General features: G+C 73.2%; 15 protein-coding genes. 3 read left to right on the top strand and 12 right to left on the bottom strand.

Annotated features, from left to right (window positions below; all coding sequences use genetic code 11):
* Positions 1–34 precede the first annotated feature (34 nt).
* The 8 genes from ACZ466_RS30300 to ACZ466_RS30265 form a co-directional block, all read right to left on the bottom strand.
* Entirely contained in the window at positions 35–901 is an 867-nt protein-coding gene (locus ACZ466_RS30300; protein WP_378287950.1) for an aggregation-promoting factor C-terminal-like domain-containing protein, read from the bottom strand.
* Between the two features lie 542 nt (positions 902–1,443).
* The gene (locus tag ACZ466_RS30295; RefSeq protein ID WP_378287974.1) at positions 1,444–2,763 is read right to left on the bottom strand and encodes a PhoH family protein; all 1,320 of its coding nucleotides are present in this window, start codon (positions 2,761–2,763) and stop codon (positions 1,444–1,446) included.
* Positions 2,764–2,940: 177 nt separating this feature from the next.
* Positions 2,941–3,675 carry an isoprenyl transferase gene (locus tag ACZ466_RS30290; RefSeq protein ID WP_378287973.1) on the bottom strand — a complete coding sequence of 245 codons (735 nt, stop codon included), beginning with the start codon at positions 3,673–3,675 and terminating at the stop codon, positions 2,941–2,943.
* A 458-nt stretch (positions 3,676–4,133) separates the two neighbouring features.
* Positions 4,134–4,655: a hypothetical protein gene (locus tag ACZ466_RS30285; RefSeq protein ID WP_378287949.1), complete on the bottom strand. Its 522-nt coding sequence runs from the start codon at positions 4,653–4,655 to the stop codon at positions 4,134–4,136.
* Between the two features lie 139 nt (positions 4,656–4,794).
* Complete coding sequence (locus tag ACZ466_RS30280; RefSeq protein WP_378287948.1) at positions 4,795–5,970, bottom strand: C40 family peptidase; 1,176 nt, start codon at positions 5,968–5,970, stop codon at positions 4,795–4,797.
* A 303-nt stretch (positions 5,971–6,273) separates the two neighbouring features.
* Complete coding sequence (locus ACZ466_RS30275; protein ID WP_378287947.1) at positions 6,274–8,274, bottom strand: thioredoxin domain-containing protein; 2,001 nt, start codon at positions 8,272–8,274, stop codon at positions 6,274–6,276.
* A gap of 57 nt (positions 8,275–8,331) precedes the next feature.
* A complete protein-coding gene (locus ACZ466_RS30270) occupies positions 8,332–9,690 on the bottom strand; it encodes a dihydrolipoyl dehydrogenase family protein (RefSeq protein ID WP_378287946.1) in 1,359 nt (452 codons plus the stop codon).
* 28 nt (positions 9,691–9,718) lie between these two features.
* Positions 9,719–10,675: a ribonuclease Z gene (locus tag ACZ466_RS30265; protein WP_378287945.1), complete on the bottom strand. Its 957-nt coding sequence runs from the start codon at positions 10,673–10,675 to the stop codon at positions 9,719–9,721.
* An 82-nt stretch (positions 10,676–10,757) separates the two neighbouring features.
* On the opposite strand from ACZ466_RS30265, the gene ACZ466_RS30260 reads away from it, so the two are divergent.
* Positions 10,758–11,234 carry a pyridoxamine 5'-phosphate oxidase family protein gene (locus tag ACZ466_RS30260; protein WP_378287944.1) on the top strand — a complete coding sequence of 159 codons (477 nt, stop codon included), beginning with the start codon at positions 10,758–10,760 and terminating at the stop codon, positions 11,232–11,234.
* Between the two features lie 190 nt (positions 11,235–11,424).
* On the opposite strand, the gene ACZ466_RS30255 is transcribed toward ACZ466_RS30260, so the two are convergent.
* Genes ACZ466_RS30255 through mca form a run of 3 tightly spaced genes read right to left on the bottom strand, consistent with a single transcriptional unit; the run spans position 11,425 to position 13,846 of the window.
* Positions 11,425–12,663: a hypothetical protein gene (locus ACZ466_RS30255; protein ID WP_378287943.1), complete on the bottom strand. Its 1,239-nt coding sequence runs from the start codon at positions 12,661–12,663 to the stop codon at positions 11,425–11,427.
* Between the two features lie 47 nt (positions 12,664–12,710).
* Entirely contained in the window at positions 12,711–12,989 is a 279-nt protein-coding gene (locus ACZ466_RS30250) for a hypothetical protein (protein ID WP_378287942.1), read from the bottom strand.
* Positions 12,989–13,846, bottom strand: coding sequence for a mycothiol conjugate amidase Mca (mca, locus tag ACZ466_RS30245; protein WP_378287972.1), 858 nt, complete (start codon positions 13,844–13,846; stop codon positions 12,989–12,991). The genes ACZ466_RS30250 and mca overlap by 1 nt, the downstream gene beginning before the upstream one ends.
* A gap of 227 nt (positions 13,847–14,073) precedes the next feature.
* Between mca and ACZ466_RS30240 the strand changes: the two genes are divergently transcribed.
* Together ACZ466_RS30240 and greA are read left to right on the top strand one after the other, a co-directional pair.
* Positions 14,074–14,592: a DUF4307 domain-containing protein gene (locus ACZ466_RS30240; protein WP_464041752.1), complete on the top strand. Its 519-nt coding sequence runs from the start codon at positions 14,074–14,076 to the stop codon at positions 14,590–14,592.
* A gap of 193 nt (positions 14,593–14,785) precedes the next feature.
* Entirely contained in the window at positions 14,786–15,286 is a 501-nt protein-coding gene (greA, locus tag ACZ466_RS30235) for a transcription elongation factor GreA (protein WP_378287941.1), read from the top strand.
* Positions 15,287–15,555: 269 nt separating this feature from the next.
* Here greA and ACZ466_RS30230 read toward each other — a convergent pair whose 3' ends face one another.
* A complete protein-coding gene (locus ACZ466_RS30230; RefSeq protein ID WP_378287940.1) occupies positions 15,556–16,056 on the bottom strand; it encodes an Lrp/AsnC family transcriptional regulator in 501 nt (166 codons plus the stop codon).
* Positions 16,057–16,061: the final 5 nt, after the last annotated feature.

Here is a 16,061-nt window from a genome sequence, read left to right as displayed (position 1 = left end):
CCTCCCGCGCGGCCTGAGACGGCTCTGAAGGTCTCTAGTACCAGCCGACCGACTGGGAGTGCGACCACGCCTTGCACGGCGTGCCGTAGCGGTCGTCGATGTAGCCGAGACCCCAGCGGATCTGCGTCTTGTAGTTGGTCTTCCAGTCGGCGCCGGCGCTGGACATCTTGGAGCCCGGAAGGGCCTGCGGGATGCCGTACGCGCCGGAGCTGGGGTTGGCGGCCCGGTAGTTCCAGTTGCTCTCCTTGTCCCAGAGCTTCTGGAGGCAGCCGAACTGGGTGCCGGGGTCGTCCATGATCGACTTGGCGTACGCCTGGGCCACGCCCTTGGGCACCGGGCTCCCGAGCGACGGCACGCCGCCGGTCTCGGTCTCGGGCTTCTTGGTCGGGATCGGCTCGCCCTTGGGCATGAGCGCGGGCTTCTTGCCGGGGCTCTGCCGCGCGGCGCGGGTGGCGCGCTCGTAGGCGAGCTTGCGGCGCTGCTGCTGCTCGACGTACGGGTCGACGGGCGGCGGCTTGGCCGCGTCGGCCTGCGGGGACGCCGACACCGTCGCCTTGCCGTCGTCTCCGCCGCCTCCGGTCAGGGCGAGCGCGGCGACCGCGCCGCCGCCGACCACGACGGCCGCACCGGCGGCCATGGCCACGATCTTCATCCCCTTGCCCTTGCCGCCGGAACGGCGCCCGCCGCGCGGAGGGCGCGGGCCCGGGGCGGGACCGCCGAGCTCGTCGGCGGAGCCGGGGTAGGGCGGCGGCTCGGCCAGGCCCACCGCGACGCCGGCCTGCGGCTGATCCGGGATGGCCCCCATGGCGGCGGTGTCGCCGGGACCGCCCGGAGCCCCGGGACGGCCCGCCGGGCCCATGGCCAGGGCCTGGGTCGCGTAGGGGGAACCGGCGACCTTCACGTCGTCATCGTGCGCGGCGCCGAGCGCGGGCTCGTGCGGAACGCCGTAGGCGGGCCCCAGGGAGTCGTGGGGGGCAAAGCTCTGTCGATCGTCTCGCCTAGGGGACCCGGGGCGGTCTCCGTGCAAGGCGGTCCTTCCGACGGTCATACGCGCATGGACACGCGCACGAGGCGCTTCCACCCCCGGCCCGCCGGACCGCCGGGACACGGCGGCCCCGGACCGGAACACTGCCGCGCCGGCCTCGCCGGATCAGGGGGGACGAGGGCGTGCCGCACCGTTCGGGGGGTGCTTACGAGGAGACACAATGCCCCAGCCCAAGGCATGCTCCGCAACCAGAACGAGACGAATGCTGCCGATGGGCCGATTGTCAACTCCCCGGGCGAGCGCCCGAAACGACGATGAGAGCTGGGGTTCTTTACCTTTACCCCGGTTGATGTGACGTTCATCACAGATCGCCGCAACGTCGTTTATCGATCACCGACCGTGAGGAAGATGATCTCCCCGAGGGGGCGCGGGGATGCGTCCCCGCGCCCCCTCGACGACTACGCGCCCACGTCGCCGAGCATGTCGGTCACCAGCGCGGCGATCGGGGACCGTTCCGAACGCGTCAGCGTCACGTGCGCGAACAGCGGATGCCCCTTGAGCCGCTCGACCACGGCCGCCACCCCGTCGTGCCGGCCGACCCGCAGGTTGTCGCGCTGCGCCACGTCATGGGTGAGCACGACCCGCGACCCGGCGCCGATCCGGGACAGCACGGTCAGCAGCACGCCGCGCTCCAGCGACTGCGCCTCGTCCACGATCACGAACGCGTCGTGCAGCGAGCGCCCACGGATGTGGGTGAGGGGCAGGACCTCCAACATGCCACGGTCCAAAACCTCCTCGATGACCTCCGGGGTGGTCACCGCCGAGAGCGTGTCGTAGACGGCCTGCGCCCACGGCGACATCTTCTCGTTCTCCGAGCCGGGCAGGTAGCCCAGCTCCTGGCCGCCCACCGCGTACAGCGGCCGGAAGACCACCACCTTGCGGTGCTTGCGCCGCTCCAGGACGGCCTCCAGGCCCGCGCACAGCGCCAGCGCGGACTTGCCGGTGCCGGCCCGGCCGCCCAGCGAGACGATGCCGACATCCTCGTCCATCAGCAGGTCGAGCGCGATCCGCTGCTCGGCCGAGCGGCCGCGCAGCCCGAACACCTCGCGGTCGCCGCGCACCAGCCGCACCGACTTGTCGGCCTGCACCCGGCCCAGCGCCGACCCGCGCTCCGACAGCACCCGCAGCCCGGTGTGGCAGGGCAGCTCGCGCGCCTCCTCCAGATCGGCCGTGCCGCTCTCGTACAGCTCCTCCACCTGGCCGCCGGGGATCTCCAGCTCCCGCATCCCGGTCCAGCCGGACTCCACGACCGCCAGCTCGGCCCGGTACTCCTCGGCCGCCAGCCCCACCGCCGACGCCTTCACCCGCATCGGCAGGTCCTTGGAGACCAGCACGACGTCGCGGCCCTCCTTGGCCAGCCAGCCGGCCACCGAGAGGATCCGGGTGTCGTTGTCGCCCAGCCGGAAGCCGTCGGGCAGCACGCTGGGGTCGGAGTGGTTCAGCTCCACCCGCAGGGTGCCGCCCTGGTCGCCCAGTGGCAGCGCCTCGTCCAGACGACCGTGGTCGAGCCGCAGGTCGTCCAGGGTGCGCAGCGCCTGCCGGGCGAAGTAGCCGAGTTCCGGGTGGTGGCGCTTGGCCTCGAGCTCGGAGATGACGACGATGGGGAGTACGACCTCGTGCTCGGCGAACCGGGTCATCGCCCCGGGGTCGGCGAGCAGGACGCTGGTGTCGAGGACGTACGTGCGCCGGTCCGGGACGGAGGTCGTCCCGGTGGGGATCCCGGAGACTTCGGGACGGCGCGCGGAGGTTGTGGCCACTCGATCTCCCTGAGAAGAGGGGAACTACCGGTGGCGCAACAGTCCGCCCCCGCGCGGCCGGGGAGACCCCGGCCCGGGACGGTGGCCGCCGGCGGCCCCTGGGGACCAGAGCGGCCCCCGGGAGGCGCGGGCCTGCCCTTAGGTACCGAAGCGCCGATGACGCGCGGCATAGGAGCGCAGCGCCCGCAGGAAGTCGACCTTGCGGAAGTCCGGCCAGTGGACCTCGCAGAAGTAGAACTCCGAGTGGGCGCTCTGCCAGAGCATGAAGCCGGAGAGACGCTGCTCCCCCGAGGTCCGGATGACCAGGTCGGGGTCCGGCTGACCGCGCGTGTAGAGATGCTCCGCGATGTGCTCGACGTCGAGGATCTCGGCGAGTTCCTCGATGCTGGTGCCTCTGCTCGCCTGCTCGATGAGCAGAGAGCGCACCGCATCAGCGATCTCACGCCTACCTCCATACCCAACGGCGACGTTCACAATCAGGCCGGGGGCGTCGGATGTGGCTTCACCCGCATCTTTCAGGACACGGGCGGTCTTGTCGGGCAGCAGATCGAGGGCGCCGACGGGCTTGACGTGCCAGCCCTCGTCGGCGAGCTTGCGGACGGTGTTCTCGATGATCTCCAGCAGCGGGTCCAGCTCGCGGGCCGGCCGGCTGAGGTTGTCGGTGGACAGCAGCCACAGCGTGACCACCTCGACGCCGGCCTCGGTGCTCCAGTGCAGCAGCTCGAGGATCTTGTCGGCGCCGCGCCGGTGGCCGGTGTTGACGTCGGCGAGCTTCATGGAGCGGGCCCAGCGGCGGTTGCCGTCCAGGATGACCCCGACGTGCCGCGGGGTGATGTCGGTGGGCAGCGAGGAGCCGACCCGCCGCTCGTACATGCGGTAGACGGCGTCGCGGATGGCGGCGTACGGGCCGCTGCGGCGGATCGCCGAGCTCAGCTTCTCCTTGGCCGCGTCTCCGGCCCCGCCGGTCCCGGTCCCGGGCTCGCCCCGCACCGCGTCCCCCCGTCCGCCCCTGTCATCTCGCCGAACCCCCATGCGGGCTTCCCTTCGCGCGACCGCACCTGCTCCGAAAAGATGCCCAATTATGGCCCGGCGGCGATGTTTATCCCACCGCATTGGCATTACACGCGTACCCGGCGAACTTCGCTGGAACGTCCGGCAGGGGCCCGGCGGCCCAATGAAGGCTAGTCGACGCCGTCCCCCGGCGGGCACGGCGGCGGACGGCACGGTCCGGCCACGACCGAGGCGGGCGGTCAAGCACGGGTCAGGCGGCCGGTCAGGCAGGCCGCCGGTCCGGCGGGCGGACGCCGGCCGGCGGGGCGGGGAGGCGCTGGTCAGGCGGTGGGGCCGGCGGCGCGGGCGCGCTCGACGTACTCCAGGGCGGTGCGCAGCTCCGACAGCCACTCGTCGGTGTTCTTGCCGACCAGCCGCACGCACCAGGCCAGCGCGTCGCTGCGGCTGCGCGCCACGCCCGCCTCGACCAGGGTGTCGAGCACCCGGCGCTCGGGCTGGCGCAGCCGGGTCATGACGGGCACCGACAGCGTGGTGAACATCTCCCGCAGGTCGCCGCACTCGGCGCCCCAGGAGACCTTGAGGCCGAACCGGTGCTCGGCCTCGCGGGCGATCGCGATGCGCTGGTCGCGGGTGTCCTCGCGGAAGCGGTGGATGTGGCCGGAGAGGGCCCCGGCCCGCTCGCCGTCGCTCACGCCGCTCGCGGCGCGCGGCTCGGGCAGGCGCCCGACCACGCTGACCTCTTCGCGGTCGAGCACGACCTCCGGCGCACCCTCGAACCAGGCCTCCGGCAGCCGGCCCGCGAACCAGCCCCGGATCTCGCCGCCCGTTTCACTCGAAGTCATGTAATCAAAATTACACCCCTCCGGCGGCCGAGGGCGACCCGCTTCGGGCATTGGCACTCGGCTTCGACGGACCGGAGGCGATCGACCAGAACCTCAGGCTCATGGGAGGGGGCCTCCCCCTCGGCCGACCCGCGCCGGGTCAGCCGGCGATGCGGTCGGCGTGCCGCGGGTTGACCCGCACGGCGCCCTTCATGTTGCGGGTGTAGACGTTCTGCACCTGCACCACCGTGCCCCGGCGCGGCGCGGCGAGCATCTTGCCTTCGCCGAGGTAGAGGGCGATGTGGGAGATGTAGCCGGGCGCGGTGGGGTCGTTCGCCCAGATGAGCATGTCGCCGGGCTGCGCCTTCTTGTAAGGGATCACCCAGCCGGCGCGGGCCTGGTCGGCGGCCACCCTGGGCAGCCTGATCCCGGCCTTGGCGAACGCGTACTGCATCAGGCCGGAGCAGTCGTAGCCGCCCTCGGCCTCCGACTCGCCGCCCCACACGTACGGCCAGCCCAGGCGCGTGTACGCGGCACGGATCACGGTCTGCACCTGCCGCGCCGTCATCACCTGGCCGCGCGAGGTGGGCACCTTCTCGGCCTTGGGGTAGTCGATGCTCGGGTTGATCTCGACCGTCTTCGCCTGCTTGGGCAGCATCTTCTTGAGCCGCTTGAGGTAGTCGCCGGTCTTGCCCTTGGGCACGCTGACGAGCATCGCGTTGCCGGTGGGCACGCCCAGGGACCGCGCGGTCGTCCTGGAGACGACCGCGTCGACGTCGCTGATGCCCATCGTGGCGTACGCGCCGACGCGCAGCCGCGCCTCCTGCCGGTTCTGCCCGCCGACCGGCACCTGGGTGCCGAGGTCGATGCCGCCGTCGCTGCCCATGGTGAACGAGATCGCCGCGTCGCCCGCCGCCACGTTGCGCCACAGCGCGTCGGACTGGGCGGTCGGCTTGGGCGTGTAGTTGCGGAAGGTGGACGGGTCGACGCCCAGCAGGCCCACCCGCCGTCCCGAGACCATGGCCTGCACCGCGTCGACGACCTCGACGCCCGCCACGCCCTTGAGCGCGCGCACCTTGGACGCGGCGTCGGCGGGCAGCGCGGTGGGCGCGGCGACCAGGATGTGCGGGTCGAGCCGCTTGCCGAGCGGGGCCACGACCGTCGGCGACAGCCGGGAGCTGCCCGAGGCGGCCACGAACTTCTGGTGCTCGGCGCGGGTGCGCGGATCGGGGCCGGACTGCTCGTGCGCGACCAGGACGGCGCCGTTCGCCGCCAGCGTGGTCACCACCGAAACGCCGATGATCGTCGGAAGAATCCGGCGGTCCGGCTTGCGCACGGCAACACTCCCTCACACCCCGGCCTGGCGGCCACGCGGTCACGGTTCGCGTCCGTGCCCGACCCCTACGGTCCCCGAGGCGGAGCCGGCCGCGGCGCGGCGCGGCGCGGTGGCACGGTCCCGGTCGAGATCGTCCGATATCCAGATTTCCGTTACCCGCGGCGCCGTGCGCCACCCCCGCAAGGATGGCCGCACAGCGTCAGCCCCGCCTCTGCTACTCAGTGGTAACACCAAGCGCAGGCGAGATCAAGGTCACAGTGCCATAAACCGGATCCCCCGGTCCACCCGCGCCGGTCGAGGCGGTCAGGCCGGCAGCTCGCGCCGCAGGTCCGCGGGCGCGGTCACGGGCAGACGGCAGGTGAAGCCGCGGCAGACGTAGGCCGCCGGGGAGCCGTCCACCAGTCCCCGGCCCTCCAGGAGCGGCACCTCGCCCGTCGCCGGGCCGCCGCCGGGCGCGGGCGCGCCGAGGCTCACCACCGTCCCGGGCGCGACCGCCATGAGCGCGGTCCGGTGCAGGGCGCGGGTCCGCTCGTCCTCCGGGTCGCCGATCACCGCGATCTCCAGCGGCCCCGCCGCGTTCGCCTCGGCCACCGCCAGCCCCCAGCCCGCGAAGCGCGCGTGCTTGCCCGCCAGCAGCCCCGCCGGGGCCAGCGCCGCCGCGGCGGCCTCCCGGTGCCGGGCCGAGCCGGTGAGCGCGCCGTACGACAGCAGCGCCCCCGCCGCGGCGAACTGGCCGGACGGCGTCGCGTTGTCGGTGGGGTCCTGCGGCCTGCGGAAGAGCCGCTCGGCGTCGTCGGCGGTGTCGTAGAAGCCCCCGTCGCCGTCGCCGAAGCGGTCCAGGACAGTGTCCAGCAGGGCGCCCGCGAGCCGCACGTACGCGGCGTCACCGGTCACGCCGTGCAGGGCCAGGAAGCCCTCCGCGACGTCGGCGTAGTCCTCCAAGACGCCCGCGTTCGCCCCCGCGGCCCCGTCCCGCGAGGTCCGCACCAACCGCCCGTCGCGCATGTGCAGGCGCGCGACCAGGCCGGCGACCTCCACCGCGGCGCCGACCAGATCCGGCCGGTCCAGCAGCGCCCCGCACTCGGCGAGCGCCGCCACGGCCAGCCCGTTCCAGGCGGCCACCACCTTGTCGTCACGGGACGGGGGGATGCGCTGCTCGCGGGCGGCGAGCAGCGCGGCGCGCACCCGCTCGTACCGGTCGGCGTCGCCGGGGTCGCGCAGCAGCCGCAGGACCGAGGTGCCGTGCTCGAACGTCCCGTTCGCCGTCACGTTGAACAGCTCGGCCGCGTAGGCGCCGTCCTCCTCGCCGAGGACCTCGCGCAGCTGCTCCGGGGTCCAGACGTAGAACTTGCCCTCGACGCCCTCGCTGTCGGCGTCCAGGGCCGACGCGAGGCCACCCTCGGACGTCCGGAGGTCGCGCAGCATCCAGTCGCACGTCTCCAGGGCGACGCGCCGCGCGAACGGGTTCCCCGTGAGACGCCACCAGTGCGCGTAGACCCGCGCCAGGAGGGCGTTGTCGTACAGCATCTTCTCGAAGTGCGGAACGACCCAGGAGTCGTCCACCGAGTAGCGGGCGAAGCCACCGCCGAGCTGGTCGTACATGCCGCCGCGGGCCATCGCCTCCAGCGTGTGCCCGGCCATGGCGAGCGCGTCGTCGTCCTGGGTCCGCGCATGGTGGCGCAGCAGGAACTCCAGTGCCATGGACGGCGGGAACTTGGGCGCTCCCCCGAACCCGCCGCGCGCCGCGTCGTACGTCTGCGCCAGCACCTTCACCGCCGCCGCCAGGCTCTCGGCCCCCGGCGGCTCCCCCTGCCCCGCGACGGGCCCGCGCTGGGTGAGCGCCGCCACGACCTCCTGCCCCTGACCCACGACGTCCTCGCGCTGCTCCGTCCACGCCTTGTGGACGGCCTGCAGCAACGCCTGGAACTGCGGCCGGGGGAAGTAGGTGCCGCAGTAGAACGGGTGCCCGTCGGGCGTCATGAACACCGTCATCGGCCAGCCGCCCTGGCCCGTCATGGCCTGGGTCGCCTCCATGTACACGGCGTCGACGTCGGGACGCTCCTCGCGGTCGACCTTCACGTTGACGAACATCGCGTTCATCAGCTCGGCCGTCGGCCCGTCCTCGAACGACTCGTGCGCCATGACATGGCACCAGTGGCAGGCCGCGTACCCGACCGACAGCAGGATCGGCACCTCCCGGCGTCTCGCCTCGGCGAACGCCTCCTCCGACCACTCGCGCCAGTCGACGGGGTTGCCGGCGTGCTGCAGCAGGTACGGGCTGGTCGCGTCCTTGAGCCGGTTCATGCCTCCGATCCTGCCCGATACGCGGGCGCGCTCACCCCCCGGGGCTCACCCCGGGGTTCACGCGTCCAGGTCGGCGATGGCGGTCTCGATCGCGCGGTGGAACGTGGGATAGGCGTAGATCATCCCGCGCAGCGCGGCGGTCGGGACCTGCCCGTGCACGGCCACGACCAGCGCGCCGATGATCTCCCCGCCGGACGGGCCCGCGGCGGTGGCGCCCACGAGGACGCCGCGCCCGGTGTCCTCCACCAGCTTGATGAAGCCCTCGTTCCCCGTCTTGTGGATCCAGCCCCGCGCGGACTCGTTCAGCGGCACGTATCCGGTGCGGACCGACAGCCCCTGCTCGCGGGCTTGTGCCTCCGTCAGCCCGACCGCGCCGATCTCCGGGTCGGTGAAGGTGACCCTGGGCACGGCGCGGTACTCGGCGTCCTGCCCGTCCTCCCCGAGGATGTCCCGCACGGCGATGGCCGCCTGGTACATCGACATGTGCGTGAACTGGCCCTTGCCGGTCACGTCGCCGATCGCCCACAGGCCGTCGCCGGCGCGCATGCGGCCGTCGACCGGGATCGTCCGGGCGCTCTCGTCCAGCCCGACCGCGGCGACGCCGAGGCCGCCGAGGTCGCTGCGGCGGCCGGTCGCGACCAGCAGCCGGTCCGCGGTGACGCTCTCGCCGCCCAGGTCCAGGGTGAACGCGTCGTTCTCGTGCCGGACGGCGGCGACCTTCGCGCCGGTCCGCACGGTGATGCCCTCCTTCTCGAAGACCCGGGCGATCAGCTGCGACGACTCCGGCTCGTCCTGGATCAGCAGCCGGTCGGCGACCTCCACGACCGTGACCCGGCTGCCGAAGCGGGAGAACGCCTGCGCCATCTCCACGCCGACCACGCCGCCGCCCAGGACGAGCAGCGACCCCGGCGCCTCCGTCGCCCGCACGGCCTCGCGGTTCGTCCAGTAAGGGGTGCCGGCCAGGCCGTCGATCGGCGGCGCGACCGGGTCGGTGCCGATGTTGACCAGGATGCCGCGGCGGGCGCGCAGCACCCGGTCGCCGACGGTGACCTCGCGCGGCGCGGTGATCCGGCCCCGGCCGCGGACCAGGGTGACGCCCTTGCCGGTCAGCCGGTCCGCAGCGACCTGGTCGTTCCAGTCGTCGGTCGCCTCGTCCCGGATCCGGCCGGCGACCGGCGCCCAGTCCGCCCGGACCGTCGCCTCGCCCGCCATCCCCGGCACCCGCCGGCCGTCGGCCAGCAGGTCCGCCGCGCGCACCATCATCTTGGTCGGCACGCAGGCGTAGTACGGGCACTCCCCGCCGACCAGGCGGGACTCCACCCCGGCCACCGACAGCCCGGCCTGCGCCAGGCGCCCGGCGGCGTCCTCTCCCCCCGGGCCCAGCCCGATGACCACCACGTCGACTTCTTCAGCCATGCCCGTGTCCTCCCCGCCCGTCTTGCACCTATTCGGCCGGTCGCGGCCGCACGACGGCGCGGCGCCGCGGCACCGGCACCCGGTCCAGGTCGTGCACCAGCGTGATCTCCCCGGAGAACCGCGCCGCCGCCTGCCGCAGGAACCGCTCCTCGTCCGCGTCACCGTAGCGCTCGGAGAGGTGCGTCAGCACCAGGTGCCGCACCCCGCCCGCGGCGGCGGCCGCGGCCGCCTGCCCGGCGGTCAGGTGCTTGCGCTCGAGGGCCAGCGGCTCGTCCTCGTCCAGGAACGTGGACTCGATGATCAGCAGGTCGGCGCCGTCGGCCAGCTCGTACACCGCCGGGCACAGCCCGGTGTCCATGACGAACGCCACCTTCTGCCCGGGCCGCCGCACGCTGCACTCCTCCAGCGTGACCGTGCGCCCGTCCGGGGCGGTGACCGCCCCGTCCTCCTGGAGCCGCCGGACGAGCGGTCCGCGGACGCCGCGCGCCGCCAGCTCGGCGGGCAGCATCGTCACCCCGTCCGGCTCCTCCAGCCGGTAGCCGTACGCCTCGACGTAGTGGTCCAGGCGCCGCGCGGTGAGGGTGAACGGGGCGTCGCCGGTGTCCAGCCGCGTCGCCTCACCGGACACCGGCTGCTCGCGGATCACCTCGGTGTCGTGGAACGCCGCCGCGTGCCGGAGCCGCCGCCAGTACACAGTCCCGCTCTCCGGATACGCGGCGTCGACCCGGTGCGCCACGCCGTCCCGGGCGATGCGCTGCACGATGCCCGGGACGCCGAGGCAGTGGTCGCCGTGGAAGTGCGTCACGCAGAGCCAGGTGAGGTCGGAGGCGGTGACGCCGGCGTGCGTCATCTGCCGCTGCGTCCCCTCCCCGGGGTCGAACAGCAGGCCATGCCCGTCCCAGCGCAGCAGGTAGCCGTTGTGGTTGCGGGTCTTGGTGGGCACCGCGCTGGCGGAGCCGAGCACGATCAGTTCGCGGACCGACATGCCCCCATGGTGCCGGTCGGCCCCCCGCGTAAGCGCCTGGTTATTCTGGCCGCGTCGCCGCCGCCGCACCGAAGGAGGCCCCGTGGGCAGCAACAAGCGCGAGAAGATCAAGATGACGGAGCAGGAGGTCGCCGACTTCCTGCACGCGAGCCACAAGGTCCAGGTCGCCACGATCGGCAAGGACGGCGAACCGCATCTGGTCACCATGTTCTACGCGCTGCTGGACGGGAAGATCGCCTTCTCCACGTACCGCACCTCGCAGAAGGTCCTGAACCTGCGCCGCGACCCGACCATGACCTGCCTGGTCGAGGACGGCGGGGAGTACAACGAACTGCGCGGCGTCGCGCTGTACGGCAAGGGCGCGGTGATCGAGGACCCGGCGGTCCGCTCGAAGGTGGGGGCCGTGGTCGGCTCCCGGATGGCCGGGCTGCCGGTGCCGGAGATGGGCGAGCCGATCGACCCGGCTCTGGCCGAGGGCATCGAGCAGGCCATGGCCAAGCGGGTCATCATCGTGATGGAGCCGGACCGCGTCGTCAGCTGGGACCACCGCAAGGCGTGACCCCGATCTCAGACGCTAGGCTGTGTCTCAAAGTCCCGGCCCACGGCGCTCGCCTGGCGGCTCGCCCCTGACCGGGCCTTGGCGAGCGCGGCATCGCTTCGCGATCTGGCCGGTGACGCTCGCCTCCGGCATCGCACCACCGCCCAGGTAACGCGCTCGCGCGGCACCTGAGGCCACTTCGAGACAGGCGCTAGGACAGGTCTTCCAGGCGGGCGGACACGGCGGCGGCCCGGGGGCTCTCCACGGCCTCGTACAGCGGGAGCGCCTCGGCCAGCGCGGCCCGCTCGGCGTCGGGATCGCGGCGGACGCGGGCCGCGTCGGCGAAACGGCACCACAGGCCCGCCTGCCGCTCGACCGCCCGCTCGGCCTGCATGATCACCAGCGCCTGGCCGAAGAAGTTGATCGCCGTGTCGGGCCGCCGCGCGCGCACGTACGCCCGGCCCAGGCCGGTCAGCGCGCGGGCCCGGCCGTAGCGGTCGGGCGGGTCGAGCGCGAGGAAGTCGTCCGGCAGCGGCCCCAGCAGCTCCATCGCGCGGGCCTGGTCGCCGGCGTCGCCGGCCGCCCCGCCCAGGTGGCGGCGGGCCGACAGGAGAGCGCGCCGGTCGCCGGTCCCCTCCGCCAGCCGGACGGCGGTCTCCAAGACCTCGAACGCCTCGTCCCGCCGCTCCTGCTCCAGCAGCGCCCGGCCGAGCGCCTCCGCCGCCTCCTCCTCGCCGCGACCGTCCGCGGCGGAGCGGGCGGCGTCCCGTGCCGCGGTGAACTCGCGTACGGCGTCCCCGGCCCGAGCCTGGCCGAGCAGGGCGTACCCGAGCTGGGTCCGCATCCGAGCCTCGGCGCGCGGGTCTCCGCAGCGCACGGCCGAGGCGACGCCAAGCTCATGGGTGTCGATCCAGTCGCGGTACAGGCCGCGCAGGTGGTAGAGGTGCCAGAGGGCCTCGCAGAGCCACCAGGCGTGCTCGTCCCGGGCGTGGGCGTGCGCGGCCTCGACGGCGGCGCGCAGGTTGGCGCGCTCGCTTTCCAGCCACTCCCACGCGTCGTCCTTGGCGTCCAGCGGGTGGACGCGTTCGTACGCGGGGCCGAGCCGCCACCGGCCCGGCCCGAGCGTCAGATCTGCCGCGGCCACACCGGACAGGTACCAGTCGAGAACGCGGCCGAGCGCCGCGTCCCGTTCGTCCGGCGAGGGGGCGCGCCCGGTCGGCTCGTCCGAAGGCTTGCGGAAACGGCGGTGGCGCCCCTCCTCGTCCACGGCGAGGAGGCCGCGCCGGACGAGGGCGTCCAGCAACTCCCCCGTCTCGTCCTCGGAACGGCCGGCCAGCGCGGCCGCGGCACCCGTGCCGAACGAGCCGCCCGGATGCACGGCGAGCAGGCCGGGCAGCCCGGCCGCACCGGGCGGCGGGTCACGGCGGAGATCATCGGAGTTCGCGCGCACGCCGGGATCGTCCCCGGCCCGCACGCGCCCCAATCAGCGCCCCGACCTCAGCCCGAGGGCTTGTCGTCCTTCCCCGACGGGGAGGCCGACGTCACCTCCGGCGTCGCCTCGGGCTCGCGGTCGGCGGCCTCGTCCTGCGCGGCCTGGGCGCGTTCCCACGCCTGCTGCTTGAGGTCGGCCTCGCGCGGGGCCTGGATCTTGCCGATCTGCTTGTTCATCGAACGGATCAGGAAGATCGTCGCGATCAGCAGCGCCAGGAACACCCCGAAACCGAGGAAGCCCGGCGTCACCGTGTCGTCGTTGAGCGGAATGGCGAGTACGGGCACTACAAACACACCTTCTCCCGGACGCCGGCGAACAGGTCGTCCTCCGGCAGCTCGGTGTCGACCAAGGACCTGGCCAAATGGTAGTCCTCGGTCGGCCACGCCTCGCGCTGGACGTCCATCGGGCAGGCGAACCAGAAGCCCTCGGGGTCGATCTGGGTGGCGTGGGCGAGCAGCGCCTTGTCGCGGATCTCGAAGAACTCGGCGCAGGGCACGCGGGTGGTGACCGTCCAGCGCGGCGCCGGCGCGTCCTCGAACCGCTTGATCCACTCGGCGTACGGGGACTCCAGCCCGACCCGCTCCATCGCCGCGTGCAGCGCCAGGATCCGCTCCTCATGGAAGGTCATGTGGTAGTAGAGCTTCAGCGGCTGCCACGGCTCGCCGGTGCCCGGGTAGCGGTCGGGGTCGCCGGCCGCCTCGAACGCCTCCACCGACACCTCGTGGCACTTCACGTGGTCGGGGTGGGGGTAGCCGCCGTTCTCGTCGTAGGTCAGGATCACGTGCGGGCGGAACTCCCGGACGGCCCGTACCAGCGGCTCCGAGGCCACCTCCAGCGGCTGCACGGCGAAGCAGTCCTCGGGCAGCGGCGGGGGCGGGTCGCCCTCGGGGAAACCGGAGTCGACGAAGCCCAGCCAGGACTGGCGCACCCCCAGGATCTCCCGGGCCCGCGCCATCTCCTGCTCGCGGACCTTCCCGATGTTCTCCTTGACCTCGGGACGGTCCATCGCGGGGTTGAGGATGTCGCCGCGCTCGCCGCCGGTGCACGTGACGACCAGGACCTCTACCCCGTCGGCCACGTAGCGGGCCATGGTGGCCGCGCCCTTGCTCGACTCGTCGTCAGGGTGGGCGTGCACGGCCATCAGCCGCAGCCGCTCGCCGGGACCTCCGCACGGGTCGAGCGTCGCATGATCGATGGGCGCATCGATGGGCTCGGACACCTGAGGTACTCCCTCTCAGTTACTCTCGGCAATCAATGGCACGGGTTGCCAGTACACACCGTGATGAGCGGCCCCCGGTGCAAGGCACGCGTCTCTACGGAAGAGAATTGTCCCTGACAACGTCCGCGTCCCGCATGGAGATTCCCGGCATGTCCACGAGCGTCACACCAGGAGCCGCCGCAGGCCCGGCCTCTCCGGCGGCCGCCGCCGAGCGCGAGGACGCCGGCGCGGCCGAGTGGCCCGGCCTCTCCGGCGGCGGCCCCGGCGCCCCGGCCGGGGACGGCCCCTCCGGCGACGGCGGCGGCCCCGAGGGCGGGCGGCGGCGCGGGAGCCCGCTCGGCTACGCGCTCATCGGCCTGCTCGCGGTCGTCATGGCGGCCGGCTGGGCGGTCGTGGTCGGGCATGCGAACAACACCCCGGGAATAGCCGCCCAGACCATCACGTTCGTCATACAGAACGACTCGTCGGTGCAGGTCACCTACGCCGTGGCCAAGTCCCGGGAGGACGTGGTGCGCTGCACGGTGGACGCCTTCGACACCGACTTCGCCATCGTCGCCTCGTCCGAGATCACCGTCCCGGCGGGCACCGAGAAGATTCAGCGGACCGACACGCTGCGGACCTCCAAGCGCGCCACCGGCGCCCGCGTCAAGGACTGCCGCAAGGTCTGACGGCGGCCGGAGAACACCGGCGACCTGGTGAAAGCCCGGCCTGGTTTGGCGGGTTGCGTGCGCGGTGTTCAGGGAACCTTTACCCGCACACACCGGATAGGCTAGAGGTTTCACCCGGCCGCACTTCATGTCGATGTGTCGCTCCTCCCGCCCGGGACGAGCGAGGATCGCAACATGTGGATGAGGAGTACCCGTGACCGAGACCCGCGCTGACAACGTCACCTGGCTGACCCAGGAGGCGTACGACCGGCTCAAGGCTGAGCTGGACCACCTGTCGGGCCCGGGCCGCATCGAGATCGCTCAGAAGATCGAGGCGGCGCGGGAGGAGGGCGACCTGCGCGAGAACGGCGGCTACCACGCGGCCAAGGAGGAGCAGGGCAAGATCGAGGGGCGCATCCTCCAGTTGCAGGGCATCCTGGAGAACGCGCGCGTCGGCGAGGCCCCCCGCACCGAGGGGGTCGTCGGTCCCGGCATGACCGTCACGGTCGCCTTCGAGGGCGACGACGAGGAGGTCACCTTCCTGCTCGCCTCGCGGGAGGAGAGCGGCGCCCCGATCGACGTGTACTCCCCCAAGTCCCCGCTCGGCGCGGCGATCAACGGCAAGAAGGTCGGCGACAAGGCCACCTACTCGCTGCCGAACGGCCGCAGCATGACGGTCGAGATCCTGGACGCCACCCCCTACGCGGGTTCCTAGGCTTTTCCCGGGGCCGCGAGCATCCCGCGCCCCGGGCCCCATCCCGGCCGTGCCAGGCCCGCCGGCTGTGTTCTCGCAGCCCCGGCCCAGGGCCCTCGCCTGGAGGCTCGCACCCTGACCGAGCCTGGGCGAGCGCGACATCGCTTCGCGATCTGGCCGGTGAGGCTCGCCTCCGGCATCGCCCCACCGGCCAGGTAGCGCGCTCGCGCGGTACCGGAAGCCGCTTCGAGACACGCCTCAAGCTCGTGGGCCGCCCTCTGACGGCCCCCTCATAGCCTCTCATGGCCTCGCGCGGTCGGGCGCTTGGCGCGGGCGGCGGCGGCCACCAGCGGGAGCGTGCGCTGCGGCACCTGGGTGGCCAGCGAGATCACCGAGGACGCCCGCTCCACCCCGCGCACCCCGACGATCATGTCGATGACGCGCTGCAGGTCCTGGTTGCTGCGGGCCACCACCCGGCAGAGCATGTCGCCGCCGCCGGTGATGGTGTGCGCCTCGATCACCTCGGGCACCCCGGCGAGCCGTTCGGCGACCGGATCGTGCCCGCCGGGCTGCCTGATCTGCAGCGTGACGAACGCGGTCACGCCGTAGCCGAGGGCGGCCGGGTCGATCTCCGGGCCGAAGCCGCGGATCACGCCGTCCCGGACCAGCCGGTCGAGCCGCGCCTGCACGGTGCCGCGGGCGACCCCGAGCCGCCGGGACGCCTCCAGCACCCCGATCCGGGGTTCCGCGGCGAACAGCGCGATCACCCGCCCGTCCAGTTCGTCGATCACCGGTA

Source organism: Actinomadura rugatobispora, assembly GCF_055379765.1.
Note: the sequence above shows the minus strand (reverse complement) of the source record. Positions and strands in the feature narration are given on the sequence as shown.